General features: G+C 58.3%; 32 protein-coding genes and 2 pseudogenes. 8 read left to right on the top strand and 26 right to left on the bottom strand.

The features are described 5' to 3' along the window. The first annotated feature begins 27 nt into the window (after positions 1-27). From D5125_11370 to D5125_11350, 5 genes are all read left to right on the top strand, one after another. Positions 28-909: a nucleotidyltransferase gene (locus D5125_11370; GenBank protein ID QFY90033.1), complete on the top strand. Its 882-nt coding sequence runs from the start codon at positions 28-30 to the stop codon at positions 907-909. Further along, entirely contained in the window at positions 830-1,468 is a 639-nt protein-coding gene (locus D5125_11365) for an SLATT domain-containing protein (protein QFY90032.1), read from the top strand. The genes D5125_11370 and D5125_11365 overlap by 80 nt, the downstream gene beginning before the upstream one ends. A gap of 64 nt (positions 1,469-1,532) precedes the next feature. Beyond that, complete coding sequence (locus tag D5125_11360) at positions 1,533-1,931, top strand: ankyrin repeat domain-containing protein (protein QFY90031.2); 399 nt, start codon at positions 1,533-1,535, stop codon at positions 1,929-1,931. Positions 1,932-2,540: 609 nt separating this feature from the next. Continuing rightward, entirely contained in the window at positions 2,541-3,008 is a 468-nt protein-coding gene (locus D5125_11355; protein QFY90030.1) for a DUF2628 domain-containing protein, read from the top strand. Positions 3,009-3,042: 34 nt separating this feature from the next. Further along, positions 3,043-3,501 carry a pilin gene (locus D5125_11350; protein QFY90029.1) on the top strand — a complete coding sequence of 153 codons (459 nt, stop codon included), beginning with the start codon at positions 3,043-3,045 and terminating at the stop codon, positions 3,499-3,501. A 64-nt stretch (positions 3,502-3,565) separates the two neighbouring features. On the opposite strand, the gene D5125_11345 is transcribed toward D5125_11350, so the two are convergent. The 18 genes and pseudogenes from D5125_11345 to D5125_11265 all read right to left on the bottom strand — a co-directional run bounded on the left by D5125_11345 (position 3,566) and on the right by D5125_11265 (position 15,498). Further along, positions 3,566-3,841, bottom strand: a complete 276-nt coding sequence (locus tag D5125_11345) for a Txe/YoeB family addiction module toxin (GenBank protein QFY90028.1) — start codon at positions 3,839-3,841, stop codon at positions 3,566-3,568. Continuing rightward, the gene (locus tag D5125_11340; GenBank protein ID QFY90027.1) at positions 3,822-4,094 is read right to left on the bottom strand and encodes a type II toxin-antitoxin system Phd/YefM family antitoxin; all 273 of its coding nucleotides are present in this window, start codon (positions 4,092-4,094) and stop codon (positions 3,822-3,824) included. The genes D5125_11345 and D5125_11340 overlap by 20 nt, the downstream gene beginning before the upstream one ends. A gap of 318 nt (positions 4,095-4,412) precedes the next feature. Further along, entirely contained in the window at positions 4,413-5,432 is a 1,020-nt protein-coding gene (locus D5125_11335) for an IS630 family transposase (protein QFY90026.1), read from the bottom strand. Positions 5,433-5,769: 337 nt separating this feature from the next. Next, on the bottom strand, positions 5,770-6,393 hold the full coding sequence (locus tag D5125_11330; protein ID QFY90025.2) for a transposase: 624 nt from the start codon (positions 6,391-6,393) through the stop codon (positions 5,770-5,772). A gap of 107 nt (positions 6,394-6,500) precedes the next feature. Beyond that, entirely contained in the window at positions 6,501-7,256 is a 756-nt protein-coding gene (locus D5125_11325; protein QFY90024.1) for an ATP-binding protein, read from the bottom strand. Positions 7,257-7,266: 10 nt separating this feature from the next. After that, positions 7,267-8,802: an IS21 family transposase gene (locus D5125_11320; protein ID QFY90023.2), complete on the bottom strand. Its 1,536-nt coding sequence runs from the start codon at positions 8,800-8,802 to the stop codon at positions 7,267-7,269. A 209-nt stretch (positions 8,803-9,011) separates the two neighbouring features. Continuing rightward, positions 9,012-9,188 (bottom strand): hypothetical protein, encoded by a 177-nt coding sequence (locus D5125_17095; GenBank protein ID QPB72247.1) that lies wholly within the window; start codon positions 9,186-9,188, stop codon positions 9,012-9,014. After that, positions 9,185-9,619 carry a PIN domain-containing protein gene (locus tag D5125_11315; protein QFY90022.1) on the bottom strand — a complete coding sequence of 145 codons (435 nt, stop codon included), beginning with the start codon at positions 9,617-9,619 and terminating at the stop codon, positions 9,185-9,187. Before D5125_11315 ends, D5125_17095 begins: the two co-directional genes overlap by 4 nt. Then, a complete protein-coding gene (locus D5125_11310) occupies positions 9,616-9,876 on the bottom strand; it encodes a DUF2191 domain-containing protein (GenBank protein QFY90021.1) in 261 nt (86 codons plus the stop codon). Before D5125_11310 ends, D5125_11315 begins: the two co-directional genes overlap by 4 nt. A 507-nt stretch (positions 9,877-10,383) precedes the next feature. Further along, positions 10,384-10,944 (bottom strand): DUF3782 domain-containing protein, encoded by a 561-nt coding sequence (locus D5125_11305; protein ID QFY91139.1) that lies wholly within the window; start codon positions 10,942-10,944, stop codon positions 10,384-10,386. Between the two features lie 134 nt (positions 10,945-11,078). Further along, positions 11,079-11,396, bottom strand: coding sequence for a hypothetical protein (locus tag D5125_11300; protein ID QFY90020.1), 318 nt, complete (start codon positions 11,394-11,396; stop codon positions 11,079-11,081). Positions 11,397-11,724: 328 nt separating this feature from the next. Then, on the bottom strand, positions 11,725-12,021 hold the full coding sequence (locus D5125_11295) for a putative addiction module antidote protein (GenBank protein ID QFY90019.1): 297 nt from the start codon (positions 12,019-12,021) through the stop codon (positions 11,725-11,727). Beyond that, positions 12,018-12,344: a type II toxin-antitoxin system RelE/ParE family toxin gene (locus D5125_11290; GenBank protein ID QFY90018.1), complete on the bottom strand. Its 327-nt coding sequence runs from the start codon at positions 12,342-12,344 to the stop codon at positions 12,018-12,020. The genes D5125_11295 and D5125_11290 overlap by 4 nt, the downstream gene beginning before the upstream one ends. 189 nt (positions 12,345-12,533) lie before the next feature. Next, positions 12,534-13,028 (bottom strand): DUF2442 domain-containing protein, encoded by a 495-nt coding sequence (locus D5125_11285; protein ID QFY91138.1) that lies wholly within the window; start codon positions 13,026-13,028, stop codon positions 12,534-12,536. A gap of 56 nt (positions 13,029-13,084) precedes the next feature. Continuing rightward, positions 13,085-13,264, bottom strand: a pseudogene (locus D5125_11280) (type II toxin-antitoxin system HicA family toxin). After that, positions 13,261-13,452: a type II toxin-antitoxin system HicB family antitoxin gene (locus D5125_11275; protein ID QFY90017.1), complete on the bottom strand. Its 192-nt coding sequence runs from the start codon at positions 13,450-13,452 to the stop codon at positions 13,261-13,263. The pseudogene D5125_11280 and the gene D5125_11275 overlap by 4 nt, the downstream one beginning before the upstream one ends. A gap of 224 nt (positions 13,453-13,676) precedes the next feature. Continuing rightward, positions 13,677-14,807 carry a transposase gene (locus tag D5125_11270; GenBank protein QFY91137.1) on the bottom strand — a complete coding sequence of 377 codons (1,131 nt, stop codon included), beginning with the start codon at positions 14,805-14,807 and terminating at the stop codon, positions 13,677-13,679. Between the two features lie 394 nt (positions 14,808-15,201). Next, a pseudogene (locus D5125_11265) lies at positions 15,202-15,498 on the bottom strand (transposase). Between the two features lie 94 nt (positions 15,499-15,592). Between D5125_11265 and D5125_11260 the strand changes: the two are divergent. Continuing rightward, entirely contained in the window at positions 15,593-15,880 is a 288-nt protein-coding gene (locus D5125_11260) for a hypothetical protein (GenBank protein QFY90016.1), read from the top strand. Further along, entirely contained in the window at positions 15,877-16,164 is a 288-nt protein-coding gene (locus tag D5125_11255) for a type II toxin-antitoxin system RelE/ParE family toxin (protein QFY90015.1), read from the top strand. The genes D5125_11260 and D5125_11255 overlap by 4 nt, the downstream gene beginning before the upstream one ends. On the opposite strand, the gene D5125_11250 is transcribed toward D5125_11255, so the two are convergent. The 8 genes from D5125_11250 to D5125_11215 form a co-directional block, all read right to left on the bottom strand. Further along, entirely contained in the window at positions 16,136-16,264 is a 129-nt protein-coding gene (locus tag D5125_11250) for a DUF4160 domain-containing protein (GenBank protein QFY90014.1), read from the bottom strand. The two genes, D5125_11255 and D5125_11250, sit on opposite strands and share 29 nt — an antisense overlap. Before the next feature lie 72 nt (positions 16,265-16,336). Continuing rightward, positions 16,337-17,128: a 3'(2'),5'-bisphosphate nucleotidase CysQ gene (cysQ, locus tag D5125_11245; protein QFY90013.1), complete on the bottom strand. Its 792-nt coding sequence runs from the start codon at positions 17,126-17,128 to the stop codon at positions 16,337-16,339. Next, a complete protein-coding gene (gene cysC, locus D5125_11240) occupies positions 17,109-17,723 on the bottom strand; it encodes an adenylyl-sulfate kinase (protein QFY90012.1) in 615 nt (204 codons plus the stop codon). Before cysC ends, cysQ begins: the two co-directional genes overlap by 20 nt. A 184-nt stretch (positions 17,724-17,907) precedes the next feature. Continuing rightward, positions 17,908-21,033, bottom strand: coding sequence for an efflux RND transporter permease subunit (locus tag D5125_11235; GenBank protein ID QFY91136.1), 3,126 nt, complete (start codon positions 21,031-21,033; stop codon positions 17,908-17,910). Positions 21,034-21,041: 8 nt separating this feature from the next. After that, entirely contained in the window at positions 21,042-22,325 is a 1,284-nt protein-coding gene (locus tag D5125_11230) for an HlyD family efflux transporter periplasmic adaptor subunit (GenBank protein QFY90011.1), read from the bottom strand. A 952-nt stretch (positions 22,326-23,277) separates the two neighbouring features. Next, a complete protein-coding gene (locus D5125_11225) occupies positions 23,278-23,754 on the bottom strand; it encodes a rhodanese-like domain-containing protein (GenBank protein QFY90010.1) in 477 nt (158 codons plus the stop codon). Between the two features lie 208 nt (positions 23,755-23,962). Further along, the gene (locus D5125_11220) at positions 23,963-24,625 is read right to left on the bottom strand and encodes a response regulator transcription factor (protein ID QFY90009.1); all 663 of its coding nucleotides are present in this window, start codon (positions 24,623-24,625) and stop codon (positions 23,963-23,965) included. Between the two features lie 138 nt (positions 24,626-24,763). Further along, positions 24,764-26,083, bottom strand: a complete 1,320-nt coding sequence (locus D5125_11215) for a histidine kinase (protein QFY91135.1) — start codon at positions 26,081-26,083, stop codon at positions 24,764-24,766. 491 nt (positions 26,084-26,574) lie between these two features. Between D5125_11215 and gloA the strand changes: the two genes are divergently transcribed. Next, entirely contained in the window at positions 26,575-26,979 is a 405-nt protein-coding gene (gene gloA, locus D5125_11210) for a lactoylglutathione lyase (protein QFY90008.1), read from the top strand. Positions 26,980-26,984: the final 5 nt, after the last annotated feature.

Raw genomic sequence — 26,984 nt, 5'->3', positions numbered from 1 at the left:
TGGGCGTTAGCCATATAAGGAGAAAACGTGGGATTAGCGGATTGGTTTAGTGGGTTCTGCTCAAACCTGACGATTCAGGACGGAGGCACCATATCCACTCGGTATAAGGCGATCTCACGCCGTTTAAATACCGACTTTTGGAGTACTACATCGGATACATCGCACAGCTTGTATGTTGGGTCTTATGGCCGAAACACTGCGATTCGTGGATTTAGCGATCTCGATATAGTGTTTGAGCTGCCTTCTGCTCTTTATCATCAATACAATGCGTACAGCGGAAACGGGCAATCTGCGTTGCTTCAAGCAGTCAGAACGTCAATGCAAAAAACCTACTCTACTTCAAACATCGGTGGGGATGGGCAGGTTGTTGTAGTAAGCTTCCAAGATGGCATTACTTTTGAGGTGGTACCGGTATTTACCAATCAGGCAGGTAGTTACACATACCCTGATTCAAATGGCGGCGGTACATGGAAAACCACAAATCCGAAGCCAGAGATCCAAGCAATAAAGAACCGAAATATTTTATGCAACAGAAATCTAATTCCACTCTGTCGAATGATGCGGGCATGGAAGCGAAAATGGGAAGTGCCAATTGGCGGGCTACTTTTAGATACACTCGCTTATCAGTTTATAGAGAATTACGAACACCGGGATAAATCGTATTTGTACTACGATTTTATGTGTAGAGACTTTTTCAAATGGATGTCTGAACAAAGCGCCGAACAAGTTTATTGGAAGGCGCCGGGCAGTAGTCAGTATGTATATGGGAAGGGGTTGTTTCAGTATAAAGCAAAACGTTGCTACAACATCTCAGTCGATGCTATAGGTTATGAAACGGCCACTCCTAAAAAGGAGTGGTCTGCGAAACAGAAATGGAGAGAAATCTTTGGAACGTCATTCCCAGACTAATGACTCCCCAGAGTCTCGAAGAGTGCTTGAAGGCCAGCTCAGAGAGTCATTTGGTAAAGTTGTATACTCACACAAAACGCATGAGAAGTGCGCAGACATCCTTCTTGATCGCCTTTCTACGATCAAAATATGGCAAATAGTTTTATCAGCAATAACAACCGGCGGATTTGTATCCGCATTTTTTGGTGCGGGCGAAGTTGGTGCAGGGTTCGGGGTGTTAGTGTCAACGAGTCTTCTTGTATTAAATGCATATACGAAGAATTATGACCTAGGCGAACTTGCACAGAAGCATAAACAATCCGCAAATGACATATGGCTCATTCGAGAGAAATACCTGTCTTTGATTACAGACTTAGCTATTGGAGAGAAGCCTCTAGAGGCATTGCAAGAAGAGCGTGATTCGTTGGTTGAGGAATTGCACGCTGTTTATGTCGGCGCACCAAGCACGACCTTTCAAGCGTACAGAAAAGCTCAAGAAGCCTTAAAACACAATGAGGATATGACATTCTCAGATGATGAAATTGATGCTTTTTTGCCTAAAGAATTGAAAAGAGGCTAACAAAACCATCCAGCGGACGCGCCAAAGGCGCGCGCCGCTGATGGTTGGCGTTAGGCGCATCAAGATGAATGAAGAGCTGCGAAAATTACTAATGAAAGTCCAGAGCACGCCAGATCATGGATACGTCAAATTCGATACCATCAACGACGTAAACGAACTTGGAGATAATGCTCTTCATTGCGTGTGTTATTGGGGGGATTATGAAGCAGCAAAACTTTTGGTTGAAAATGGAATTGAAGTAAATCAACGTGGAGAATATGATTTTACGCCTTTAGATGTGGCAATCGATGAAGGTCACCAAATGATTGTGGACTACTTAAAAATGCATGGTGGTATTGCCACACCTGAAGACGTAGAGGGTAAATATGATCGAGAAAAACATAATCGGCATATGAGGCGCTTATCAGAAGAAATTGAAATTCTTGAAGAGCAAGTTAAAAATAATTGCGATGATTGCGCCTAACAATGCCATAAACTCGGACCCCAAAAAGCTACGCTGCGCTTCGCTTTTTGGGTCCGGTTATGGCTGGCGTTAGCCGCTAGAAAAATACAGTACGGGCAAGCGAAAGGTAATACAACCGGAATTTGGAACCATTAGATTTGCGATCCAAAGGCGTCGTCTCTAAGTTGCTGTGTGGCTTGGCCTTCGCCCCGCATCAGGCTGATGTTGATTTTTCAAGGTGTGGAGTTACGCAATAGAATTGCTACGGCCAAGCCAAAACCTATGATCTCATGCCGAATCGTCGTGATCCAAGGTTCGTCGCCATCAAAGCGCAGTGTGGTTTGGCCTTCGCCCCGTATCAAGTTGGTTTGAAGTATTCAAAGAGCTGAGCATCGCATAGGCAAAGCTACGGCCAAACCACGGCTCATATTTTCATTCAAAGTCGTCGAAAACTGGTGGTATACGACAACCCCAGGGGTTAATGTCAAACTCTATGAATGCGCAGCTAACATGTGGGTCAACCTGACCCACCAAAGCGGTGCGCCTATCGGCTTACCGCTTTGGTGGGCAGGTTACCCTAGACGTTAGGCCGCGAGAACACGGCACTCTACAAATAGCAAGGAGAAAAATGTGTTTTGCCCACAATGCGGTAACTCAAGCGATATTTCTGCGAAATTTTGTTCAGGCTGTGGTTTTACCCTGCCTCAAATTGGTCAAGAAGCACCTAACGCGCATGCAGGGACAAAAGTGTCAGGGAATCCGGAAGAGTTTTATAAAGCCGCGATAGGCCCTAAGAATCAAAGTTATTACTTACGTATTTTTCAGCATTTTGAGAACGATGGAAAGACAGGGGTTTCATGGCATTGGCCAGCCTTCTTTATAACGTTTTACTGGCTCCTCTATAGAAAGATGTGGCGCAATGCGCTCATATATTTCTTCTTGCCTTATCTTGTAATGATTCCACTAGGAATTATTGGTGCGATGGCTGGTAACGCTGCGGATGCGGTGATTGGTTTTGGATATCTCTTATATTTGGCAGGTATATTCTTGCTCCCCCCCTTTATACGCGAATACCTTGTATTACCAACATTGCAATAAAAAGATCATAGAGGCTAAAGCGTCGTCTCACGACATGCAAAGACAGCTCGGGGAGCTTTCTGGAAAAGGTGGCACAAGCAACGTAGCTCTAATTATCGTTCTTGTATTAGCTTTTATTGCCATTATCGGCATCTTGGCCGCAATTGCTATTCCCGCATATCAAGACTACACAACACGCGCTCGTCTTGCAGAAGCTGCTTATGTCGGTAATTCCGCAGCCGAATCCATCGCTCAATATTATTACCAGCATCAATCAGTTCCGAGTAGTTTGGATGTAGCTGGCTTTACAGCATCACTTCCCTCCTCAGTGAAGAACATTGCTGTCGATAGTCAAAATGGGATTGTGAGCATTACGATGGCTACCGCTCCTATTAAAGGCCAAGAACTGCTACTGGTGCCATCACTTGATACAAATAACCAAATTACTTGGAAGTGTATGAGCCAAGAGATACCAGACAAGTATTTGCCGCGCCAGTGTCGGCAGCAACAATGACACCGATGCCTAACATTACGCTCCAAGGGACGCGCCGCAAGCGGCGCGCCCTTAAGCTCGCACGTTAGGGCTTGAACTGATCGTAGTGCCCACCGATAGCGAAAATATATATGTATTGGTCGTCGAATTTGTATATTACACGGTCCTTCTGGCTAAGTCGGCGCGACCAAAAACCTGACAGGTTTTGGCGAAGGGCCTCAGGTTTACCTGTTCCGGTGGCCGGATCATTGCGGAGCATTTCCTTCAAGATGACACAAAGCGCTTTGTGCAACCGTTTATCGCGCGTTCTAAGTTCTTCATAGATGGCCCATGTATTACCTTCAAACACCAAGGATCTCATTAGTTTCCTCATCCGTTGGCGTGTACCCGGAGCGTTCCGCATGCGTGCGGGCTGATTCGGCGATCTGTTTCATCAAACTAGAATTTTGGAGCACAAAAAAGGTTTCCTGCTCACGTTCCCAGTCTTCTGCGCTAATAACGACAAAATCCTTACCATTTCTGCGGGTTACCTTAATGGGCGCATGTGTGCTAATTACTTGTTCTATAAAACTTTTTAGCTTATCTCGGAAATGGTTGACGCTTACGGTGTCCACTGTTGCATCCTCAATTACGTACGGTAATGCCGTACATATTAGTCCGCGAGCCCTAACAATGCAATCAACCCGGACGCAATTTCCGCTGCGCTCCAATTGCGCCGGTTATTGCTGGCGTTATGTGCATATAGAGAATGAATAAGAAACGACCCAACGAAATCCGGAGAATATATCAACAAGAGGCAGACTCTCTTGTGGCCTTTTATCGTGATGCTTCCATGGGGTTTGCCGGTAGCCCTCATGAACAAAAGAACCTCACAACACTTTCTGAATTGGTGTTCCTGAATTCATATTAATCGTTGCAAAAGTATTGGCAGTTTATCCCAAGGCTTCCAATATATACCGGGTGCTGTCCATTCTGAAGAAACTGCGAATGAGCGAGCCCTGCTTCTGGATAGAGCGCAGTATGGACGTCAGGTGCCGCTTCATATCGCGCAGGTTGAATATTGAAAGTTGGCTCAAGCGTCGCTTGGCATGGTTCCACACCTGCTCATCGGGATTGAGCTCCGGGGAATATGCGGGCAGGAAAGCCAGCAGTATCTTGCCCTCCTGTTCAGCGATGAATCGCTGCGTTTCCTTGCTGTGGTGATAGCGGGCATTGTCGGTAATGACCAAGATCGGCTGGCCGGCATCACGGTGCAGCTTTTTCAGGAAGGCGATAAATTTCGTCGAGTTCATTTTGTCTTCGATAAAGCTGAAACGCATGTCGCCGCGAGGCGAGACCGCGCTGATCACCTTCAGACCAAAGCGGCCACCGCTGTTCTTCACCACGGGCGTTTGGCCGATCTTGCCCCAGGTCAGGCCGCGATGGGCATCACTGCGCACTGCAGCCTCATCCACGAAGAAGATGGCCGCGCCAAGGCGCTGCGCCTGTGCCACGGCCTCGGGAAAGGTTTCCTTGAGGTAGCGGTCGATCTTGCGCGGGTCTTGCTGGTAGGACTTGTAGATGGGGCGCTGCGGGCTGAGGCCCAAATGCCTCAGCAGACGACTGACGGCGCTCTTGCTCAGTTTGACCTTGCGTTCCTTTTCGATCAGCGTCCGTAAGGCATTGAGTGTCCACAGGCAGAAATCGAACTGGTACTGCTGCGGGTTTCCCAGGGTTACCGCGTAATAGACCCAGCGCATGTCTTCCGTTGACAGTTTGCGCGGACGGCCACTGCGCGCTCCCTCACGTAACGCATCCCAGCCACCACTGCGATACAGAGACAGCCAGTTAAACACGGAGCGTTCCGGCACATTGTAAATTCGCTGCACTAAATGCACAGGCTCTTGCCTCAACACGATGGCCTCGACCACCTCCCTACGGCGCTGTTCACGTATTTCGATCTGTGTGCTCATGCAGCCAATTATATACTGCCATTACTTATGCAACAATTAATATGTGGCATTCGAAACTTTTTTGTCAGATCTTTTTCTTGCCTACATAAACAAAAAGTCTATCAACTATCAAAACACTCAGGAATCAAAGATCAAGAAACTTATAAAGGAAGAGTTCGGGGATTGGTACAGTAATAGAATATCTTTGAATTTAAGAAATGCTGTTCCAAGAACAAGTATCGAAGATGCTTTACATATTGCCATAGCAACTATTCAGAACGTTGATTTTTTATTGACATGGAATTTCAAGCACATCAATAATGCAACTGAAGTTTCGCGCTTTTGAACCCTGCCAGCCTCATGCCACAAGCCGTAGCAACAGGGCGGCGAATCCATTTTTCGGCGCTTTGCGCTCACCGGGCCAAAGTCGCATGAAATCCGGGTCCAGTGCGGCATCGGCGATCAATCGGCGCACATCGGAAAAGGCAAAACTGGCGCGCCCCTTAACCACATGGCGGCGCTGTGGATCGGGAACGATCCGATCCGCGTAAATCCATGTCAGCGTAGCGGCCATCAGGCAAAACTGCAAATGATTGGTCACCGCATCAGCCGTGCGAGCCTGACAACTCGTGCTGCCCAGCTCCTGCTTGATCTCCTTGAACCCCGACTCGATCTTCCAGCGGGCCCCGTAGTATTCAATGATCTGTTCCGGGCTCAGGCGCAAATCCGTACTGAAGAAGGCCACAAAGCGGGTTTGGCGAAACACCCAGACCACCCGCACCGGGCACTTGAGGCGCCGGTGCATCACCACCGTCTCAACCGCCAGCACCTCCCGGTGGCGGCCGTAGAGAAACACCTTCAGAGGAGTCGCCTGATCGCGCAACCGCCGGGCCAGTTCCGACACCGAGCCCAGCTTCGCACCATAGCGCCGGGGCCGCCCTCGACCTGTCGCTTGCCCCGGTGCCGGACGCGCGTACAGCACCGCATTGCTGCGTAACCGCGAGAGCAGTGCGCATTCCGCCGAAGATGACCGTTGATTCCGGTGATCGTGACCGACTGGCTCATCGGTCCCGCACTGGTGTGGGTTTTTTACGCTGACCGGTCACGATCCGTCAACTCGGCGGTCATTTTCCGCATCGACTCGCCGCGCAGTGGGAGCCGATGGGCACCGTGCAAAAGGCGGTCGAGAATGGCGTCTGCCAGCGTCGCCTCGCCGATGAGATCATGCCAGTGTTCGACGGGTAGCTGACTGGCGATCAACGTGGAGCGTCGGCCGTGGCGGTCCTCGATCACCTCCATCAGGTCGTGCCGTTGGGCGGCCGTCACCTTCTGGATGCCCCAGTCATCCAGGATCAGCAGATCCATCTTCAGCAGCTGGTTCATCAGACGCGGGTAGGAGCCGTCGCCGTGGGCGATGCGTAGCTGTTCGAACAGCGTGGGCAGGCGCAGGTAGCGCACCGCCAAGCCGTGCCGACACGCCTGATTGCCCAAGGCACAGGCCAGCCAGGTCTTGCCACAGCCGGTGGGACCGGTGATGCAGAGGTTATGGGCCTGGCGGACCCAGTCACAGCTCGCCAGCGCCGCCAGGCGGGCCTTCTCCAAGCCGCGGGGATGGCGGTAGTCGATGTCCTCGACACAGGCGTGGATACGCAACTTGGCGGCCTTGAGCAGGCGCCCCAGGCGCCGGTTCTCCCGGTGCAGCACCTCCCGCTCCACCAAGAGCGCCAGGCGCTCCTCGAAGGCCAGATCGTGGGTTTCGGGTTGCTCCCGTTGCTGTTCCAGGGCATCCAGCATGCCGGTCAGCTTGAGGGCGCGCAGGTGTTCGGTGGTCTGTTGGTTCAACATGAAAGACTCCTCAGTGGTAGTAATCGGCGCCGCGCAGATTGGCGTGTTCGGGTAGCTCGGCCTCAGGCTCATCGGCCTCCTGGGGTTGCCGATCCAGGCCTTGCTTGAGAATGGATGCCACGCTCGGATAGGTGACCGAGCGGATCGCCAGGGCGCGCTCACAGGCCTGCTCCAGCCGCGTCCGGTCGTAGCGTCGCCCCAGGAGCAACAGCCCGAGGCAGGCGCGGTAGCCGTGCTCGGGATGAGGGCGGCCCTCCAGTTGCTGCTGGATCACCTGCGCCGTGCAGGGGCCGATGTCACGGGCCCAGTTCAAGAACCGTCCCGGCGACCAGTCCCGATGGGCCTGATGGGACTTGGGCATGTGCTCGGTGAGCGTGCTGTAGCGGCCTCGGCCGTGACGTGGGTGAGCGGCGACCCGCCGGCCCTTGTGCAGCACCTCCAGCGTGGTGGCGGTCAGGCGCAGGTCCAGGGTCTGACCAACCAGGCTGTGGGGGACGCTGTAGAGGCGCTTGTCCACTTCGACGTGGTAGTCGATGCCCGGCTTGGCCTTGCGCCACTCGGCATAGACGTAATCGTCCTGGGGCAGCGGTTTGAGCGCCGGCCGGTCGATCGCCTCGAACAGGTCCCGGCGGCTCTCCTCACGGCCCTGGAACGGCCGTTCGTTGAGCGGGGGCAGCAACTCGGCGATGGCCTGATTCAGCTCGGCCAGGGAGAAGAAGGTGTGATGGCGCAGGCGCGCCAGAATCCAGCGTTCCACCACCTGCACCGCCACCTCGGCCTTGGCCTTGTCTTTCGGCTTATAGGGCCGTGCCGGCAAGACGGCGGTCCGATAGTGGGCGGCCATCTCGGCGTAGGTGGCGTTGATCGTCGGCGTATAGCGACAGGCCTGGGTCACCGCCGCCTTGAGGTTGTCGGGCACCAGCAGGTCGGGCACGCCACCGAAGAACCGCAGCATGCGCTGGTGGGACGCGATCCAGTCCGGCAGGGACTGGGTGTAGGTCGCCTCGGCGTAGGTATAGCTGGACGCCCCGAGCACGCCGACGAAGATCTGCGCCGAACGGACCTCACCGCTGTGGCGGTCGACGATATCCACCGTCGGGCCGCAGTAGTCGATGAAGGCCTTCTCGCCGGCTCGGTGCAGTTGGCGCATGCTGCACTTCTGCCGGTCTCGCCATTGGCGGTAGCGGTGGCAGTATTGGCTGTAGCCGTAGGCCCGATCCTCATGCACAGCGGCATACTCGGCCCACAGCAGTTGCAGGGTCACGCCCTTGCGCTTGAGCTCCTGGTGGATCTGGAAGTAATCCGGCTCGGCACGCGAGGCAGGCGCCTCACGGGGCGGGTACAGCAGGGCCTCCAGGCGCGCTTCGTCCACCCCGTCAGGCAGCGGCCAACTGATCCCTTTGGCCTGGGCCAGGCTGACGTACTTGCTGACGGCCCCCTTGGACAGGCCGCAGGCGCGACCGATCTTCTCGTGGCTGAGTTGAGCCTCGTACTTGAGGCGTAAGACGTCGATGATTTTCTTCATGGGAATCCTCGTTGCAGGCATGGCGTCCTCCGGGTAAGCAAAAGGACGCGGTTATGCCGGTTAAAGTCGAAGAATTCCAGTGGGTTGGATGGGCATTCCGGGATCGTGACCGGTGATTCCAGACACGTGACCGCGGATTCCGGAAACAGACCCGGAATCGGTCACGATCAATCGGAATCACCGGTCACGTTGCGCCGGAATCGGCGGTCACGTTCAAACGGAATGGGCGGTCACGATGGGGCGGAATACGCAAGCAGATCGAACGAATCCTCAGTCGCGTCCAAGGGGCGGTACAACCCCTGATTGCCGAACCAACTATCGGTCACCACCAACACCGGAGCCGAAAAGGCTTGAGCCAAAGGCCGCAGCATCGCCACCGCCTGCCCCAGCTTGGTCAGGAACGTCAAACCTTCAATACCGTCACCAAGCTCGGCTTCAGTAGCCGACGAAAGCCTTTATCGAAGGTGACCAGATGCAAGTGATGGTGGTGAGCCGCCGCTACAATCCAAGCATCGGGAATCGCATTACCCGTGAGATCATGTTGCGCGCACAATCGCTCAACCTCTGGCCACTCGTCGCCCAAGGAAGGCAAATAAACTCCCGGCGAATCCAGAATGGCACGCAAAAATGCCTGTGCTGCCGTAAGCGGTGTTGGTTCCTGGAATACCTTGGGATGCGTCACCAAGCGCAAAAAACCAGAGGCCACCATCGGCAAGATCGCTAATGGCAGCTTGGCACCGCTATTGATAAGCGCCGTCTTCAGCCAAGCATGCGCCACTGCGTGGTGCGGATGATCCTGACGGGAAGCCGCCACCACTACATTGACATCGGGCGTCATCGAGCCGGGCCTGATTCATCGGCCGCGTCGAGCAGGGCACGCTGACTCAAGGTATCGCGTACCGATGGCTGCAAACCTCCACGGCCGGCATAGACCGGCAACACCAGGTGGTGCGCATCCGGCCGTACGGTTTGTGCCGCACGCAAGCGCAACGATAGGCCTTCCTCGATCAGGCGCGTCAGGCTGGTGTGCTCCCTGGCGGCAAACGACTTGGCCTGCGTCAGCAATCCATCGTCAATATCCAGTGTCGTTCTCATGTTGAACCCCTTACAGTCAAGCTTTTAGTAAATGCAGATTTCTGCATATCTTATACCGTGAGACGGCTTATGCCAACAACTCGCTTAGCAAAAAAGTCGGCGCTGGCGAGACGGCGCTGTAGACGGAAAAACCCCCGCAGCCTTTTGAGTAACGGGGGTTTCGGGTTGTTGCGTGCGCGGTGGATTGAGTGTCAGGGGACTTGGCAGAAATTAAACGGATCTGTCCCTTAATGTCCCCGGTAATGTCCCCGGTGTCCCCGGTGCTAAAAAGGCGTACGGACGACTCCTTTCACGGGACTTTAACCCGCTGGATATATCGCCGATCACGGCGAACGGTCTGTCCCCTATTATTGATGCGTCAAAAGGCAGGTCAAAGAGGAGGACCGAAGGAACAAAGTCGGAGAAGAAGCCCCTTGGGGCTGAAGCAATAAAAAACCCGCCGTAGCGGATCTTGGAGATAGATTAGAGGGAATGTATTAGTGGTGCTTGGGCGGCATCAGCCGGGCCTTACCAAGCCTTCGGATCAAACCCATCTTCGTTGCGTATCTCTACGGCTTCACCGGATTGGGCCAGCACAAACAGGCCCTTGTTGCGAGCATAATGGCCTACATCATCGGGTAAGACCATGGCAGCCACGGCACCAAACAAGATGTGGGCTGAGAACTGGGGGAAACAGGACTTGAACTTGGCCATTCGGGCCAGGTGTTCGTCCACGTCTTCATAGGTCAGGCGGGATTTGCATTCCACGGCTACGGCTGTATCTGTGTTCACCACCAGCAAATCGACCTCCATGACAAACTGTCGGTTGTCGTCATAGGCGACAATGTTGGGGTGGACTTGATGCACCGGAATCTTGCGATCTTGAAATAAATCCACCACGGCTGGGCGCACCATTTCTTGGACAAACTGACCCAGGCGGTTGCCATGCTCGCCTAACTGCTTGGCTAGTGCCTTGATTTGTTTGCTGGTTTCTTTCTGGCTCTCCTTCATCAGGCGTTCTGTCTCCTTTATGCGCCGGTCGGCCTCTTTCTGGCTCTCCTTCTGCGCCATGACCAGTTCCTGGATCATTCGCCAGACATCGTCAAAGGTGGGGGCTGGGGTGTTGAAACTGGGCATTCGTTGGTCCTGGACAAGGGGCATCTATGACCATTGTAGCGGCTATAGCCGGATTGGCGAAGTCTTTGACCGCTGGAGTTGCCTCTTCAAGCCGCCTTCTGCTCAAACACAGTCCTGGCCGCTCGCATCCCGTGCAGGAACTTGGTTTGGCGTTGGACACAAAGCTGGGTCAGGTGCGCAGGGGTGCCAATGGCGCTGCCGAAGGCGGTCATCAGACGATTGGCGCAGGTCAGGAAGTGCTCGGGGTCGATGTTGAGGCGCTGGAGCAGGCGGGGGGTCTTCTCGCTGATAGCGCCTCGCCTGTCCGGTCTGAGACAACGCCCTGTGCTTTCCACCAGTTCCAGGTAGTCATCGAAGCCGAAGGGGATGGCGGCCTTGAGGCGGGCCGTGGCGTCGAAGGGCATCAGCGATTGCGGCGCAATCTGGGCCAGTTGGCGTTCACAGCGCAGTTTGATGCCCCATGGGCCGGGCTGGGCTGATGATGCTGGCGAGCCGCTTGCCGCTGCGGGGGGGGTCTTGCCCGTGTGCAGGTGTTTCTGGCTGGGCCATGCGCCGATACTTGACGGAGACTCGCTAGCATTTGGCATTACTACGCCACCAACAATAGACCACGCCTGTCCCGAGCCACCCCGACCACCTTAATCACCCATGCATCCGAATCTATCACGCACATATAGGCCAGGCACCCCACTGGCAGCCAGCCGGCAGTCTCGGCTTCGAAGGCGATTGTTTTCAGCTCGCGTTTGCTGAAACACCAAACCTCAATCCCGTTGCCTTAAGCACCGCGTTGAGCGTTCGGATCGTTGGGTTGCCCCGACTCGACAGGGTTCGATAGAGGGTTTCACGCGACAAGTTGGTTTTTTCGGCCACGAAGGCCATCCCGCCCCGAGCCTCGACAACCTTCCTCAGTGCCGCCAGATAGCTTGCTGGATCCTCGTCCTCGCTTGCCGCATTCAGGTACTCTGCGGCAAATTCGACATCTGCGAGTTGGCACATCAGCCAATCATCGTGCTTGGCGCAAGTTTTCATCGGTTGCTCCTGGTTTGCCATTCGTTCCAGCGCTGGACTGCGCGTTCAATGTCCTTCGATTGCGTCCGCTTGTCACCACCCTCGCAGAGCAGAACCACCCGCTTACCGGCAATAGCGTAGTAAACCCGGTAACCCGGCCCCCAATCCACACGCAGCTCCCATACCCCTGAGCCAACGGGTTTGCAATCGCCGAAGTTTCCGTTCTGCAACCGCAGCAAGCGCGCTGCAATGCGTGCCTGAGCCACTCGATCCCGAAGGTGATCCAGCCAATCGGCAAAGAGATCATGCCCTTCGGGATCCATGTAATGGCGCAATTCGTACATCGGGTCATTGTAGCCCTGAGGCTACAATAAGCAAGTGCTTTTCAGGCGTTCCGTTGTAGAATCCGCCTCCCATATTCTCATCGCTTTTCTGCCAACCTGAGGATTCGAGATGGGCTTGTCCCTGCTGGCCTTTGCCATCGGGGTTTTGCTTGGAAGATTCAGCGTGCGTCGCTACCGTCAATCCAGCTATCAAGCGTGAGCAGCAGCGTACTCGCGGGCGGTCGGCAAAGTGCGAGGCAGTGTCTTCGTCTTCGGGCGCGTGGCTTCCCAGCCCAGGCAGGCCAGCCAGATGGAACGCGGGATGGCCTTGTGCGCGGTGCGGTAGTAGCTCACCATGCGGCGGCTAATACCCAGTGCTTCGGCAGCCGTGGTCAGCGACAGATCGTTACGATGCATCCAGTCACCGAACATCTCGTGACTCACTTCGCCGGCTTGTTCCTTTGCCCAAGCGTAGACGTTGTCTTCGCCGAATTCGGTATCAAACCACTCGATGCTGCCGCCCCATTCGGCGATATGAACCCGTGCAAAAACCTCGGGGTCGAGAGCAAGGGCGAGCGCCGGGATCTTGCGCAGGATGTCGCCAACATCGACCTCAAGCACTTCACCCGTGCTCCAGATGGTGCGCAGACGATAAGGTGCCAAAGCCTCAACCGCCTCCAGTTTCGGAAAAAAGTACTCGCTCATGGATTGTTCCTCCGCCATTCGTCGAACAGGAAATCCTGATTTGTTGGTTAATGGGATCAATCGTCGGCGAGCTTCTTGATAATGGACTTCGCAAGATGTTCGTTAATTTCGCTGTGTCGGGGAACAGGCTGGGATTAGCGTGTTTTCTGGTTCGTGTACCAGTCATGGCGACCGCCATTAGGTACAAGAACACACCCCATTTGCTCGAGCAAACGGATGAGATCGCGTCGCTTCATGCAACCAACAGCTCTTCGACCTTATGCACGAATGGAACCTGACCGGACTCGAAATCAATCACCAAGTCCTTGAGGTTCTCGATGAGTTCCTCTTTGGTGACGGCCTGCGTCTGGTAGTCGGGATATTCGTTGAGATAACCGATAAAAAAATCTCCATCCTGCCACGAGGTAAATTTGAACCTTCGCATAGTTATCAATAGCCTATTGATTGAAATCACTCGAAAATAGTAGAAGAAAGGGCTGAATAAAACAACGCGAGCAAAAGTCGGTGCTGGCCAGACAGCAAGCAAAAGCCACGCAGCCTGGTGGGCGACGGGGCGAGAGAGGTTCAAGCTCCCCCGTGTTCGGGGAAGCGGCGGAAAGGCCAGGAATGCAAACAAAACGACTGGTCTTTATGGCGATGATTGCCTGTCTAGGCCGTCTTTCGCTCGAACACCACCCTTGCCGTGCGAATACCGTGCAGGAACTTGGTTTGGCGTTGGATACAAAGCTGGGTCAGGTGCGCGGGGGCGCCGATGGCGCTGCCGAAGGCGGTCATCAGACGATTGGCGCAGGTCAGGAAGTGCTCGGGGTCGATGTTGAGGCGCTGGAGCAGGCGGGGGGTCTTCTCGCTGATAGCGCCGCGCTTGTCGGGTCTGAGGCAACGACCCGTGCTTTCCACCAGTTCCAGGTAGTCGTCGAAGCTGAAGGGGATGGCGGCCTTGAGGCGGGCCGTGGCGTCGAAGGGCATCAGCGGTTGCGGGGCAATCTGCGCCAACTGGCGTTCACAGCGCAGTTTGACGCCCCACGTGTTGGGCTGGGCTAATGATGCTGGCGGGCCGCTTGCCACTGCGGGGGTTTCTTGTGCGGGTGCAGGTGTCTCTGGTTGGGCCTTGCGCCGATACTGGCGCTTGGGCGCGGCCAGTTGCGACAGGCGCTCGGCGATGGAGGTGAATGCAGAGTCTTCCGGGGTGTCGGCCATCTGGGCGCGAATGGGGTTGAGATCGACGTAGGCCATGGCGCTGAGCACGGCCTGTTGATCCAGCAGGGCCTGGCTTTTGAAGCGGCCTTCCCAGAAACGGCCCTTGATCTCGTCCTCGGCATTGGCCTTGCGTGCGATGGTTTCGTTGAGTATGCGCATGAACCAGGAGATATCGGCCAGGCGCTGGCGATAGGTCTCGGCGTATTCCGCTACCCGCAACAAACTGGCCTCGTCCAGGTCGTCGCCCTGCCCTGCCAGCACCTGGCGCACCAGATAGGGCCCTTCAAACAGCTGGGTCCAGCGTTTCAGCACCTCGTCCTGGCTCCAGTCCTGTACCCGCTCGGCATCCACCCGCAGCACCAGGTGGTAGTGGTTGCTCATCACCGCGTAGGCGGCTACGTCCACGGCAAACACGGCGGACAGCTGTTGGATGCGCTCGACGATCCAGCCGCGCCGGTGTTCGTAGCTCCTGCCGCTGAGGGCATCCTGGCCACAAAGAAAGGCGCGGCGCACACAGCGGTTGACGACGTGATACCAGGGGGTATCGGACAAGGAGATCAGGCTTGAGCGGGGGCGTGTCATGGGGGGAGTATGGCGCATAATGGGATTTATGTCGAAACTAAGTGGGTGTCCTTCAAACTGCTTTCTGACATAGAAAAACCCCGCCTCCTTTTGAGAAGCGGGGTTTGAAGTGCTTTCCCCCTTGGCAAGGGGGTCAGCAAATGCCGTTAAGCAACCATGATCGGATCCGGCTGTCCAGTCAAGGTGACTTCGGCTGAGGCATTACCCGCCACATCCGTGAAGGCCGCCGCAGCGAAGTAGATGTCCACTATGTCTCCCGTTAAGAAGGCCCCAAGGTGCCCTCCGTCACCTGCGGTGTTTTTCAGCACAACGCTAAGCACACCGGGGCTTGTTTCGATGAAACTCTTGACCTCAGTGGAAATATCGTCACTTACGCTGATAAATCCATCAGTAACTATTCAGGGGTCATCCCCATGAAGTCAGGCCACCGCCCCTCGTAGAGGAGCCGCAATGCCTGTTCGGAAGATACCCCATTTTTCTGGCAGGTGGACAGATAGCTGCGGATGCGTGCAAAGATTCTTGCCCCAAGCTCTGAACGGAAACAGCCGGAGATCTTCTGCTGAACTTTGCTCATGCGCAGATCCCGTTCTCCCTGATTGTTGGTAAAGGGCACGTCGCGTTCCACCATGAAGCGCAGGACATCGGTTTCGAACTGAATCAACCGTTCCAGCAGGTTTCGGGATTTGGATCGCCAGCTTGTCCCGGCGCACTGGGTGTCCTTTAGTTTTCCTTTACTTGGCGCTGTGCTATCATGCACTTACAATGTAACACGTGAGGGCAGCACCATGAGCGAAGTCACTTTTACCTTTCGGGTCGATGAGGCGCTGAAAAGCCAATTCTCCACAGCCGCGAAGGAACGCGACCGTACTGGCGCACAACTCCTACGCGACTTCATGCGCGAGTACGTGCGACATCAGGAAGATGCTGCCGAGCATGACGCCTGGTTCCGTCGCCAGGTGCAAATCGGCCTGTATTCTGCCAACAACGGCAACTTGATTCCCTCGGCCGAAGCAGAAGCCAAGTTCGCGGCAAAGCGGGCCGCAACACACCGCCGGATTGACGCCTCCAAATGAGGGAACTTTTCTGGACGCCAGAGGCGATACAAGACCGCGACGAAATCTATGACTACATCGAGGCTGACAACCCGGCCGCAGCGCTGGCCCTCGATGAACTGTTTGAAGAGAAGGCTGGCCGCTTGGTAGATCACCCCAACCTTGGCCGGCCGGGTCGCATTGCCGGAACGCGTGAACTGGTCGCGCATCAAAATTACGTTCTGGTCTATGACGTGACCGGCGATATGGTGCGCATGCTGCGTGTCTTGCACGCGGCTATACAGTGGCCGTCAGTGCGGGATTAGTACCTTGATAACGCACATGAAAGTGTGGCAGGTGATGGCGATTATTGTCTTCGTAGATCAAGGCGACAATGATCCCATAGAACATACTGATTGTAGGCACGGGAAACTCACAGTAGCTGGCTGAAGGTTAAAAAACGTGGTCTGTCCCCTAATTGTCCGGCGGCCGCCCCATTTACCCTGCGGCGCGGGCGATGAAGAAGGGGTTGAGCAGGCTGTCTTTGCGGTTGTAGTTCAGGGGGCTGCCGGTGTCGGCTGTGATGACCTCGCCGCCGGCGGCTTCTACTACGGCCTGGGCCGCTGCGGTGTCCCATTCTGAGGTGAGGCCCAGGCGCGGGTAGAGGTGGGCGCTGCCCTCGGCCACCAGGCAGAGCTTGATCGAGCTGCCCATGGGCACCAGCTCGTACTCCCCCAGCTCGGCGAGGAAGGCGGCCATGCCGGTACCGGCGTGGGAGCGGCTGCCGACCACGCGCCAGGGCTCGCCGGGCTGGCGTGGCCGTACCCGGATGGGTTCCAGCCCGCTGGCTGTCTGCTTGATGGCGCCCTGCCCTGGCTGCCCCAGCCAGCTGCTGTTGAGCACCGGCGCATGGACCACGCCGAGGATCGGCCGGTGGTTGTCGATCAGGGCGATGTTGACGCTGAACTCGCCGTTGCGCTTGATGAATTCCTTGGTGCCATCCAGTGGGTCCACCAGCCAGTAGCGCTGCCAGGCTTGGCGCTCGGGCCAGGGGATGGCGGCGGATTCTTCGGACAGTATCGGCCAACCGGGGGTCAGGGACTGCAGGCGCTGCACTATGTGGCGATGGGCGGCCAGATCGGCCTCGGTCAGGGGGCTGCTGTCGGATTTCAGCCGCTCGCCGAAATCCTCGCGGCCATAGACCTGCAGGATGCGCTCGCCGGCCTCCTGGGCGATAGTCAGGATATCGGCCAACAGGGGATCAAAGGACTCAAGGCCGGGCAGTGACATCGAACACCCCCCGTTGCTGCATGAAGTCCAGTATCTGCTCCACACAGTGCTCCAGGCTGGAGCTGCCCGTATCGACGATCAGCTCGGGATTTTGCGGCGCCTCGTAGGGTGAGCTGATGCCGGTGAACTCGGGTATCTCCCCGGCTCTGGCCTTGGCGTAGAGGCCCTTGACATCGCGCTGCTCGCAGATCGCCAGCGGGGTATCGCAGAAAATTTCAAGAAAATCACCGTGGGGCATGAGGCCGCGCACCCGCCGCCGCTCGGCGCGGAAGGGGGAGATGAAGGCGGTCAGGGTGATCACCCCGGCCTCGACGAACAGCTTGGCCATCTCGCCGATGCGACGCAGGTTTTCGCGCCGGTCGTCATCGCTGAAGCCCAGATCGCCGCACAGGCCGTGGCGGACATTGTCGCCGTCCAGCACCATGGTCCGACAGCGGCGCTGATGGAGCTGTTCTTCCACCGCATGGGCCAGGGTGGATTTGCCCGAGCCGGACAGGCCGGTGAACCAGAGCACCACCGAGCGGTGGCCGTTCTGTTCCTCGCGCCGCTCGCGGGTGACGCTGGCGTGGTGCCAGAGGGTGTTGCTGGATTGCATGATTTAAGTCCTGAACCAATGATCAATAAATCTTAAAAAGGCATTTAGCCACAGAGCCACAGAGCGCACAGAGAAAAATCAACCTGATTACCCACAAAGATCAGCCAAACGGCTAGGTCGGCCCGTGGCAAAGCACAGGCCCATTACAGGTGGCTTGGCGGCGGGCAAGGCCCGCCGCTGGGGTTTACTGTGCCCCCTCTGCCAGTGCCTCGGCTGGGCTGGGGTTCAGCCGCTGCTTGGCCCGCTCCAGGGCATTGAGCAGAACCGGCACCATGAGCAGGATGAGAAAGGTGGCGAAGGCCAGACCGAAGGCGATGGAGGTGGCCATGGGGATGAGGAACTGGGCCTGCAGCGAGGTCTCGAACAGCAGCGGGGTGAGCCCGGCGATGGTGGTCAGTGAGGTGAGCAGCACGGCGCGCAGGCGGCGGCAGGCGGCCTCGATCACCGCCTCTTGCACCGCCATGCCCTGCTGGCGCAGTTCCTTGTAGAACACCACCAGAATGATAGAGTCGTTGACCACTATGCCGGACAGGCCAAACAGGCCGAATAGGGACAGAATGGTCAGCTCTATGCCCATGGCCCAGTGGCCCACCAGGGCGCCGACGATGCCGAAGGGAATCACCGACATCACCACCAGCGGCCAGCCGTAGGAGCCGAATACCCAAGCCAGGACGATGTAGATCATGGCCAGAGCGAACAGGGCGCCGCGTTTCATGTCGGCGGCGGTCTCGCGCTGATCCTCGGCGCCGCCTGAGAACTCCCAGCTGATGCCATAGCGGCTCGTCAGTTCCGGCAGCAGGGTCTGGCCGATCTGCTCGCGGATGCGGTTGGCGTTGTTCTGGCTGCGGTCCACGTCGGCGTAGAGGGTCACCGCCAGCTGACCATCCACATGGCGCAGGGCCTTGAAGCCGCGCTGCTCCTTCAGCTCCAGCACCGAGGGCAGGGGCACTGTTTCGCCCTGGGGCAGGGTCAGATTGATATTCTCCAGGGTGACCAGGCGATGGCGCTCGGCGTCTGGCAGCATCACCCGCACCTCGATCTCCTCCTCCTGCTCGGTGAAGATCTGCACCAAATGGCCATCCAGGGCGCCGCGCAACTGTCGGCCCACCTCGGCCAGGGTCAGGCCCAGGGCCTCGCCCAGGGGGTTGAGGGCGAAGATCAGCTGCTGGCGGCCATAGGGCATGTCGTCCTCCAGACCGTGCACCCCGGCGATGGCGCGCAGGCTCTCGCTCAGCTCCAGGGCCGCCGCCTTGAGCACATCGGGGCTGGCGCCGGTGAGCTTGACCTCTAGGTCACGGGCCTGGGGACCGCCCTTGCGCGAGGTCAGAGTCATGTTCTCCAGCCCCGGCGGGCGCCTAAAGCGGCCCTCCCAGTGCTTGAGAAACTGCTCGTTGCGCACCTCGCGCTGGTCGGAGGGGATCAGCTCCACCACCACCGAAGCGAATTGCTCGCCGTTCTGGCTGGAGATGGCGTTGAAAAAGGCCTGGCCATTGGCCACCTGGGCCACCCGCACCAGACCGCCGCCGAAGTGGCGATCGGTCTCGTACAGGGCCTTTTCCACCTCGCTGACAAAGTCCGCCACCCGCTGTGGCGGCGTACCGGCGACAAAGGTGAGATTAGCGGTGACCATGTTGCCCTCGACGCTGGGGAAGAAGGTAAAGCCGATGCGCCCGCCCAGCAGCAGGGAGAAGGCCAGCACGAAGCAGGCCAGGGCCGAGGCCAGTGTGGTGCCGGGGTTGCGCACCGCCGCGCTGACCAGGGGGCGGAAGGCGCCGTCGCGAAAGCGGTTGAAGCCGTCTTCCAGACGCCGCCGCAGGCCGCTGGCCTTGGCATGGCGCATCTTGTGAAAACTGCCGCGCAGGTGTCCGGGCAGCACATAGAAGCTCTCCACCAGGGAGGCGAGGATGACGCAGATCACCACCATGGGGATGGCAAACAGGATCTTGCCGATCACGCCGCTGATGGCCATCAGCGGGATGAAGGCGGCGATGGTGGTGAGGGAGGAGGACAGCACCGGGGCGAGCATGCGCCGCGCACCGCCCTCGGCGGCCTGCAGGGAATGTTCGCCGGTCTGATAGTGGGTCAGGGCGTCCTCGCCCACCACGATGGCGTCATCGACGATGATGCCCAGGGCCATGATCAGGGCGAACAGGGAGATCATATTGATGCTGCCGCCGACCAGCCAGACGATGGCCAGGGTGGCCATGAAGGAGATGGGGATGCCCAGGGTGACCCAGAAGGCGACCCGGCCATTGAGGAACAGAAACAGGATGGCCACCACCAGCACCAGGCCGCCCAAGCCGTTCTTCAGCAGCAGGTTGATGCGATCGGCGATCAGCTGCCAGCTCTCGTCATAGACGACAATCTCGATCCCCGGCGGCAGCACCGGCCGTGTCTCCCGCAGCCATTGCTCCATGATGCGGGCCGACTCCAGGGAATCGGCGCTGGCCGAGCGCTGCACCTGCAGCTCCACCGCCGGTTCACCCTGAAAGCTCAGGCTGGCCTGATTGGGCCTGGGCCGCCGCTCCAGCTGGGCGACATCGCCCAGGCGCACCAGTCGGCCCTGCTGGTCCGCCAGCAGGGGCAGTTGTTCGAACTCCTGCTCGCTGCGGCGCTGGCCCAGGCTGCGCATATCGCGGCCCACGTCATCCCGGCCCAGGATGCCGGCCGGGGCGTCCTCGGACCCGGCAGCTATGACCTCGGCCACCCGGCCCAGGGACAGGCCCAGGTCGTGCAGGCTGGCGCTGGACAGCTGGATGGCCATCTCTTCCTCGGGCAGGCCGTTGAGTTCCACCTTGGCGATGCCCCGGGCGAGCAGTTCGCGCTCAAAGCGGCGCGCCAGCGGGCGCAGCTCGCGGATGTCGTTGCCGCCGTGTACCAGCAGACGCGCCACCGGCTCATAGCGCAACATGTGGCTGACCTCGGTATCCTCGGCGTCGTCCGGCAGGTTGCGCACCGTCTTCACCAGCTCCTCGGCGCGGCTGGTGGCGCTGGCCATGTCGCTGCCCTCGGGGAACTCCAGGCTAATCAGGCTGACCCCCTCGCTGGAGGTGGAGCTCATCTTGTCCAGGCCATCCACCGAGCGCAGGGCCTGCTCCAGGGGGATGGTGATGGAGCGCTCCACGTCCTCGGCGCTGGCGCCGGGCCAGAGGGTGCGCACGCTGACCATTTCTACCTCGAAATTGGGGAAGAACTGGGTATTGAGCTGGCTCAGGGCCCAAGCGCCGGACAGCAGCATGATCACCATGAGCAGATTGGCCGCTACCGGGTGCTGGGCGAACAGGCCGATGGAATCGTTTTGGTGATTCATCGGCTGCATCACTCGGCCTTCTCGGAGCTGCGGATCTGCACCAGGGGATTGCCCTCGGCATCGCTTGGGGCCACCAGCAGGCCCTCCACCGCGTTGGGCAGCTGGGTGGTCACCAGCATGTCGCCGGGCTGGATCTGCTCGGACTCGATCAGCACCTGGGTCAGGCCGTTGGCCAGACGGCGCTCGCCGACCCGGCGCGCCTGTACCGGTTGCAGGCGCTGTTCGGCCGCCAGGCGATAGAGACGATCGGTGCCGTAGATGGCCTCGGCGGGCACGGCCAGGAGGTTGTGCCGCTCGGGCAGGCCCAGGTCGATGCGCACGAAGCGCCCTTGCTGGAACTGCTCGCCCTGATCGATGGCGAACAGGGCCTCGACCCCGCCGCTGGCGCTGGATACCTCACCGGCGATGCGCAGCAGCCGCGCCCGCAGGGGCTGGCCATCCACCTCGCCGCTGATTTGCAGCCGCTGACCCCGGTCCAGGGCCTGTTTGATCTGGGCGATATGGCGGCTGGGCAGCTGGGCGCGCACCACCATGGCCTCCAGGTCATACAACTCCACTAGGGGATCACCCAGACGCACCCGCTTGCCGGGGGAGACCAGCACCTTGGCGATGCGCCCGGCAAAGGGGGCGCTGACACGGCAACGCTCCAGCTCCAGCTGGGCCTGATCACGCAGGGCCTGGGCGCGGCTCAGGCGCGCCTCCAGCTCGGCGCGGGTGGCCTCGAACTCACTGATCGCCTGCTCCCGGCCACGCAGGTTGATGGCCTGGCGCTGCAGGTCCTGGATCGCCTTGTCCAGGGCCGATTGCGCCGCCATCTGCTGCTCGGCCAGGTCTTGCAGGCGCTGTACCTCTTTCTCGGTCAGGGCATAGAGCTGCTGCTCGCGGGGCAGATTCTCCTGATTGGATTGATGGCGGCTCTCGGCGGAGCGAATCCGCGCCCGCGCCTCGGCCAGCTCGGCCTCGCGCTGGGCCAGCAGCAGGCGGGCATCGCGCTCGTCCAGTTGCAGCAGCAGGTCGCCCTTGGCCACCTCGTCACCCTCCAGCACCGCCACCTGCAGCACATCGGCGGCAATGCCGGCGGTGAGCTGGCTGGACCAGAGGGATTCGATGCGGCCATAGAGGGTCAGGGTCGGCGCCAGGGTGGCGGGCTCGGCCAGCTGCACCCGCACCGGCCAGGCCTTTTCCTTGACCTCCACCGGCTTGGGCGTGGGCTTGCCCTTGATGATGAAAAAGCCCAGCCCCCCGGCCAGGGCCAGGATCAGCAGGGGGCGCAGGAATTTAAGAATTTTCATTTTATAAACCGCAGATTACGCCGATTTTAGGTTTGACCCTAATTATTCGCCCACTCTCATCTCTAAGGACAGAGCATCTAATTCCCCCCTTTGCAAAGGGGGTAGGGGGGATTTCTTCAGCCAGAATCCCCCTCAATCCCCCTTTTGCAAAGGGGGAGGTCAATTCTCTACCCATCAAACCCCCTTTGCTTAGGGGCAATAACCGGTCGCCAAGGGCTGAGATGGTTTCCACAACTGTTCCACCTGACGCCTCCCTACAGTCGTTTATTCAAAGGGGTGAGGGGCCTAATGGCCTGAGCACTTACGTTCGGCCTTTTATTGGGTTGCAATGGATTAGTTCCTTCCAGTGAAATGCTGATCAAAATATCAAAAAGAGGTGGCGCGACGGCGGATGCCGATCGGGACCGATTTGTTTTACCTGACCTGAGGATTTGCGACTTTTAACTCTCTGCGTCCTCTGCGTCCATTCTCTTAGAACTCCGCCAGCGGCAACCCCGGATTCCGTTGCACTCCATCCGGGCTACTTCTGCCTCATTCTTCTCTGCGTCCTCTGCGCTCCTTTGCGTCCTCTGCGTCCATTCTCTTAGAACTCCGCCAGCGGCAACCCCGGATTCCGCTGCACTCCATCCGGGCTACTTCTGCCTCATTCTTCTCTGCGTCCTCTGCGCTCCTTTGCGTCCTCTGCGTCCATTCTCTTAGAACTCCGCCAACGGCAACCCCGGATTCCGTTGCACTCCATCCGGGCTACTTCTTCCTCATTCTTCTCTGCGTCCTCTGCGCTCCTTTGCGTCCTCTGCGTCCGTTCTTTTAGAACTCCGCCAGCGGCAACCCCGGATTCCGCTGCACTCCATCCGGGCTACTTCTGCCTCATGCTTCTCTGCGTCCTCTGCGCTCCTTTGCGTCCTCTGCGTCCTTATGAGTCCTCTGCGTCCTTTGCGCCCCATCGATGGGTTTAATCCTGCCAATCCGCCGGGCGTTTCTGCTCGTCGCGCAGCTTGGGGGTGAAGTAGTCATCGGCGTCATCCAAGTCCACGTCCTCGCCGTGCTGGTCGCGCAGGGGCTGCTCGTAGTCCTTCCAGCCGCGCAGGCCGGTCTGCAGCGAGGTGACATCTTTATAACCGAGCACCTGCAAGCTGTGCGCCGCCAGGGCGCTGCGGTAACCGGAGCGGCAGACGACGACGATCTCCCGCTGGCGGGCGCGCACCAGCTCGGGCTCTGTCTCTTCATAGTCCCACTCACAGGCGGATTCGAGCACGCCACGGGGGATGTTGATGGAGCCCTCGATGTGCATGGCGGCGAACTCATCGGGCTCGCGCACGTCCAGGATCAACAGGTCCGGGTTGGCCTGGATGCGCTCTTCCAGGTCCCAGGGCATGAGTTCGCGCACATCGGTGAGACATTCGCGGATCAGTTGCAAAAAGCGTTTCATCTGGTGTTGCTCTCAATAATCAGCCGTCAGCCATCAGCGGTCAGCGATAGGCCTAAATTCAGCAATTAAGCCACAGAGGGTTTTCAATGGGTAGCGTCCCAAGCTCAGCAAGCCAGTAGGGTATTGGATATTCACACTGCAACTCATTGATTTTTCACTGTGTACTCTGTGGCTCCGTGGCTAAATGCTCTTTTCAGATCAAGTATGCTCAATCCACCACCCGGTCGCAGAGGTTCTTTTCCACCGCCATCACCGCCGCCTCTACCCGCGAGTGGACCTCCAGCTTGCGCAATATGGCCTTGACGTGCAGCTTCACCGTGCCATCGGAGATACCCAGGTTACGGGCGATCAGCTTGTTGCTCTGACCGTCGGCCAGGTGGCAGAGGATCTCCCGCTCGCGCGGGGTGAGGTTGGCGAAGGCATCCATCAGGTCGCTGCCCGGCGCGCTATTTTCGCCACCTTGCACCGCCTTGGCCAGTACGGCGGTCAACTCCGGTGCCACCACCGTCTCGCCCCGCTGGACAATGCGCATCAGGGCATTGATCAGCTCATCCGGCTCCATGTCCTTGAGCAGATAGCCCTGGGCACCCTGCTGCAGGCTGTCGATCAGATCCCGCTCGTCACGGCTGGTGGTGAGCATAACCACCGGCAGCTTGGGGTATTCCTGCTTCAGCCGCTTGAGGATGTCCAGGCCGCTGAGATCGGGCATGCGCATGTCCAACAGCACCACGTCCGGGGTCTCATGGCGCAGCACCTCCAGGCCCTGCTCGCCGCTGCCCACGGCGTCGAGCACCTGCAGATTGCGCCGCTGCAGCAGCTCCCTAAGCCCCATGCGAAACAGGGCGTGGTCATCGATCAATAACAGGCGCATGGCTGTTTCCAGTTGATTTGCATGGAGTTAGCGGCCAACCTACCCCTTCGGGAAGTTTGAAATGTGAAAACAGCCGAGGGCAACATCACTTCAAGCTTCACCCTTCACCCTTCAAACTTTTCATCAGTTCCAAAGGGTTCATTGCAACTTCCGTTTCGGGGTAAAGCTCAGCTCCACCCGAGTGCCCTCCCCCGGCTCGCTGTCGATACGCAGCTCACCGTTGAGCCGGTGGGCGCGTTCTTCCAGGATGGACAGGCCGATGTGCTCCCCTGGACGGCCGATGCGCTGAGCGTTGTCGAAGCCCAGGCCATCATCCTCCACCAGCAGGGCATAGTCACCTGCACGACTGCAACGCAACAAGACGCGCACCGTGTGGGCCTGTGCATGTTTACGGATATTGGCCAGGGATTCCTGAATAATTCGCAATAATTGCATTTCTTCATTACTGGACAGCAGTGGTTGCTGCCCCTCCAGTTGCAGCAGCACCAGCAGGCCGGTCTCCTGGCGAAAACGGCCAATCAGCTTCTCCAGCGCTGGTTTCAGGCCCCGCTCGTCCATCGGGGCGCGAAAGCTGTTGAGCAGCTCGCGCAGTTCGTCATGGGCCTCGTCCAGGCCGTTGCTGATGCGCCCCACCTCGTCAATGGCCTGCCTGGCATCACCACCGCCCTGTAGGGTATCGCGCAACATGCGTACCTGAAAGCGCAGGCTGGCCAGGGTCTGGGCCAGGGAGTCGTGCAGCTCATGGGCCAGGCTGGTGCGCTCTTCGATAATGGTCAGGCGCCTGGCCTCGGAATCGGAACGCTGCTTGGCCACGGCCATGCCCAGGTGACGGCCTATGGCCTTGAGCAGCTCCATCTCGTCCTCCCGCTCGCGCAGGCCAAAGCGCGGCACATAAAGGCGGTAATAACCCATGAGATCCTCATGGTAGGGCAAAGGCACCTCAATCGCCTCGATTTCGTCGTTGCCGAACATGGGCCTGTCCTGAGCCAGGCTACAGTGCTCCGGGTCGTGTTGACAAAGGATATCCGCCGGGGTCAGGGTATCACCACAACGACACAGACGGATGGGCAGCAGGTCACGCTCACGCTGTACCTGATCGTCCATGCCCAGGCAGGCCACAAGGCGCATCTGCCCCTGCGGCGTACGCAGGCGGATGGTGGCGGCGCGGGCATTGACCATGCTTTTGAGAATGCGCAGAAAACGCACCAGCAGGTCGTCCAGGTTATCCGCCTGATTGATGCTGTTGGCCACATCGTAGAGGATCTTCAGCGAGGCGGTCTTCTGCGCCAGGCGCTTGGTCTGGGCCGCCACCCGGTTGTCCATGTCGTCGTACAGGTCGGCCAGCTCCTCGATCATGCTGTTGATGTCGGTGGCCATGCCGTGCAGCACCCCGCTACGGCCATCCCCTACCCGCACCCCAGGCTCGCCCAGGTTGAAGTGATAGAGGGCGTTTTGCATCTCCAGCAGGGGCAGAAACAGATAGCGGTGCAGCCGCAACCCGGCCAGCCCCAGGGCGGCAATCACCAACAGCCAGGCGATGAAGGACTGCCCCGGCAGCAGCGGGCCAAACAACCCCGAGCTGATGCACAACAGCAGACCGCCTCCCAGCAGAGACAGCGGCAAAAACAGCCGGGCCGTGTGCAAAATGTTCGGTAGAGTGGCGGTCTTGGCCTTTGCCGGTCGAGTCAAGGGAGCCTGCCTGATGTTCGCTGGAGTGGCTGGGGAAAGGCACAGATTCTGCACTCGCGCGGGTATAATGCCAAGCTGGAATCCTTGTATAAGGACGCAGAGCACGCAAAGGAGCGCGGAGGTCGCAGAGATAAATGGTTCAGTCCAATGGATTGGCAAGTAGCAATACAGACTCTGCGCTCTCTGCGCTTCTCCGCGATCTCTGCGTCCTCAAATGCGTTCATTGGCGGACTTTTCATTACCACCACCCGGAGAAGACCATGAGAATACTGCACACCATGCTGCGCGTCGGCGATCTGTATCGCTCCATCCACTTCTACACCCAGGTGCTGGGCATGCGCGAGCTGCGCCGCAAGGAGTACCCCGAGGGCCAGTTCACCCTCGCCTTTGTCGGCTATGGCGATGAGGCGGACAACACGGTGATCGAGCTGACCTACAACTGGGGCGTCGATGGCTACGAGCTGGGCAATGCCTTTGGCCATATCGCCCTGGAGGTGGATGACGTCTATGCCGCCGCCGAGCGGATGAAGGCCGCTGGCACCAAGGTCCTGCGTGAGGCCGGGCCGATGAATGCCGGTCAGACCATCATCGCCTTTTTTGCCGACCCTGATGGCTATCCCATCGAGCTGATCGGCAAAAGATCCCAGCGCCCGGGCGAGGACTGAACCCC

Source organism: gamma proteobacterium SS-5, from assembly GCA_009497875.2.
Taxonomy (GTDB): Bacteria; Pseudomonadota; Gammaproteobacteria; order Chromatiales; family Chromatiaceae; genus Magnetovirga; species Magnetovirga frankeli.
Note: the sequence above shows the minus strand (reverse complement) of the source record. Positions and strands in the feature narration are given on the sequence as shown.

Excerpts from the sequence above, each read along its gene's own strand:
- D5125_11230 (QFY90011.1), bottom strand. The coding sequence starts at position 22,325 with ATGAAAATTCTTAAATTCCTGCGCCCCCTGCTGATCCTGGCCCTGGCC.
- D5125_11315 (QFY90022.1), bottom strand. The coding sequence starts at position 9,619 with ATGACGCCCGATGTCAATGTAGTGGTGGCGGCTTCCCGTCAGGATCAT.
- D5125_11345 (QFY90028.1), bottom strand. The coding sequence starts at position 3,841 with ATGAGATCCTTGGTGTTTGAAGGTAATACATGGGCCATCTATGAAGAA.
- D5125_11365 (QFY90032.1), top strand. The coding sequence starts at position 830 with ATGAAACGGCCACTCCTAAAAAGGAGTGGTCTGCGAAACAGAAATGGA.
- D5125_11335 (QFY90026.1), bottom strand. The coding sequence starts at position 5,432 with ATGAGCACACAGATCGAAATACGTGAACAGCGCCGTAGGGAGGTGGTC.
- cysC (QFY90012.1), bottom strand. The coding sequence starts at position 17,723 with ATGCAATCCAGCAACACCCTCTGGCACCACGCCAGCGTCACCCGCGAG.
- D5125_11275 (QFY90017.1), bottom strand. The coding sequence starts at position 13,452 with ATGCGAAGGTTCAAATTTACCTCGTGGCAGGATGGAGATTTTTTTATC.
- cysQ (QFY90013.1), bottom strand. The coding sequence starts at position 17,128 with ATGTCACTGCCCGGCCTTGAGTCCTTTGATCCCCTGTTGGCCGATATC.
- D5125_11225 (QFY90010.1), bottom strand. The coding sequence starts at position 23,754 with ATGAAACGCTTTTTGCAACTGATCCGCGAATGTCTCACCGATGTGCGC.
- D5125_11255 (QFY90015.1), top strand. The coding sequence starts at position 15,877 with ATGAGGGAACTTTTCTGGACGCCAGAGGCGATACAAGACCGCGACGAA.
- D5125_11310 (QFY90021.1), bottom strand. The coding sequence starts at position 9,876 with ATGAGAACGACACTGGATATTGACGATGGATTGCTGACGCAGGCCAAG.
- D5125_11220 (QFY90009.1), bottom strand. The coding sequence starts at position 24,625 with ATGCGCCTGTTATTGATCGATGACCACGCCCTGTTTCGCATGGGGCTT.
- D5125_11295 (QFY90019.1), bottom strand. The coding sequence starts at position 12,021 with ATGAAAACTTGCGCCAAGCACGATGATTGGCTGATGTGCCAACTCGCA.
- D5125_11320 (QFY90023.2), bottom strand. The coding sequence starts at position 8,802 with ATGCCTGCAACGAGGATTCCCATGAAGAAAATCATCGACGTCTTACGC.
- D5125_11270 (QFY91137.1), bottom strand. The coding sequence starts at position 14,807 with ATGACACGCCCCCGCTCAAGCCTGATCTCCTTGTCCGATACCCCCTGG.
- D5125_11305 (QFY91139.1), bottom strand. The coding sequence starts at position 10,944 with ATGATCCAGGAACTGGTCATGGCGCAGAAGGAGAGCCAGAAAGAGGCC.
- D5125_11260 (QFY90016.1), top strand. The coding sequence starts at position 15,593 with ATGAGCGAAGTCACTTTTACCTTTCGGGTCGATGAGGCGCTGAAAAGC.
- D5125_11350 (QFY90029.1), top strand. The coding sequence starts at position 3,043 with ATGCAAAGACAGCTCGGGGAGCTTTCTGGAAAAGGTGGCACAAGCAAC.
- D5125_11215 (QFY91135.1), bottom strand. The coding sequence starts at position 26,083 with ATGCAAAACGCCCTCTATCACTTCAACCTGGGCGAGCCTGGGGTGCGG.
- D5125_11235 (QFY91136.1), bottom strand. The coding sequence starts at position 21,033 with ATGAATCACCAAAACGATTCCATCGGCCTGTTCGCCCAGCACCCGGTA.
- D5125_11300 (QFY90020.1), bottom strand. The coding sequence starts at position 11,396 with ATGCCCTTCGACGCCACGGCCCGCCTCAAGGCCGCCATCCCCTTCGGC.
- D5125_11325 (QFY90024.1), bottom strand. The coding sequence starts at position 7,256 with ATGTTGAACCAACAGACCACCGAACACCTGCGCGCCCTCAAGCTGACC.
- D5125_11285 (QFY91138.1), bottom strand. The coding sequence starts at position 13,028 with ATGAGCGAGTACTTTTTTCCGAAACTGGAGGCGGTTGAGGCTTTGGCA.
- D5125_11360 (QFY90031.2), top strand. The coding sequence starts at position 1,533 with ATGAATGAAGAGCTGCGAAAATTACTAATGAAAGTCCAGAGCACGCCA.
- gloA (QFY90008.1), top strand. The coding sequence starts at position 26,575 with ATGAGAATACTGCACACCATGCTGCGCGTCGGCGATCTGTATCGCTCC.
- D5125_11290 (QFY90018.1), bottom strand. The coding sequence starts at position 12,344 with ATGTACGAATTGCGCCATTACATGGATCCCGAAGGGCATGATCTCTTT.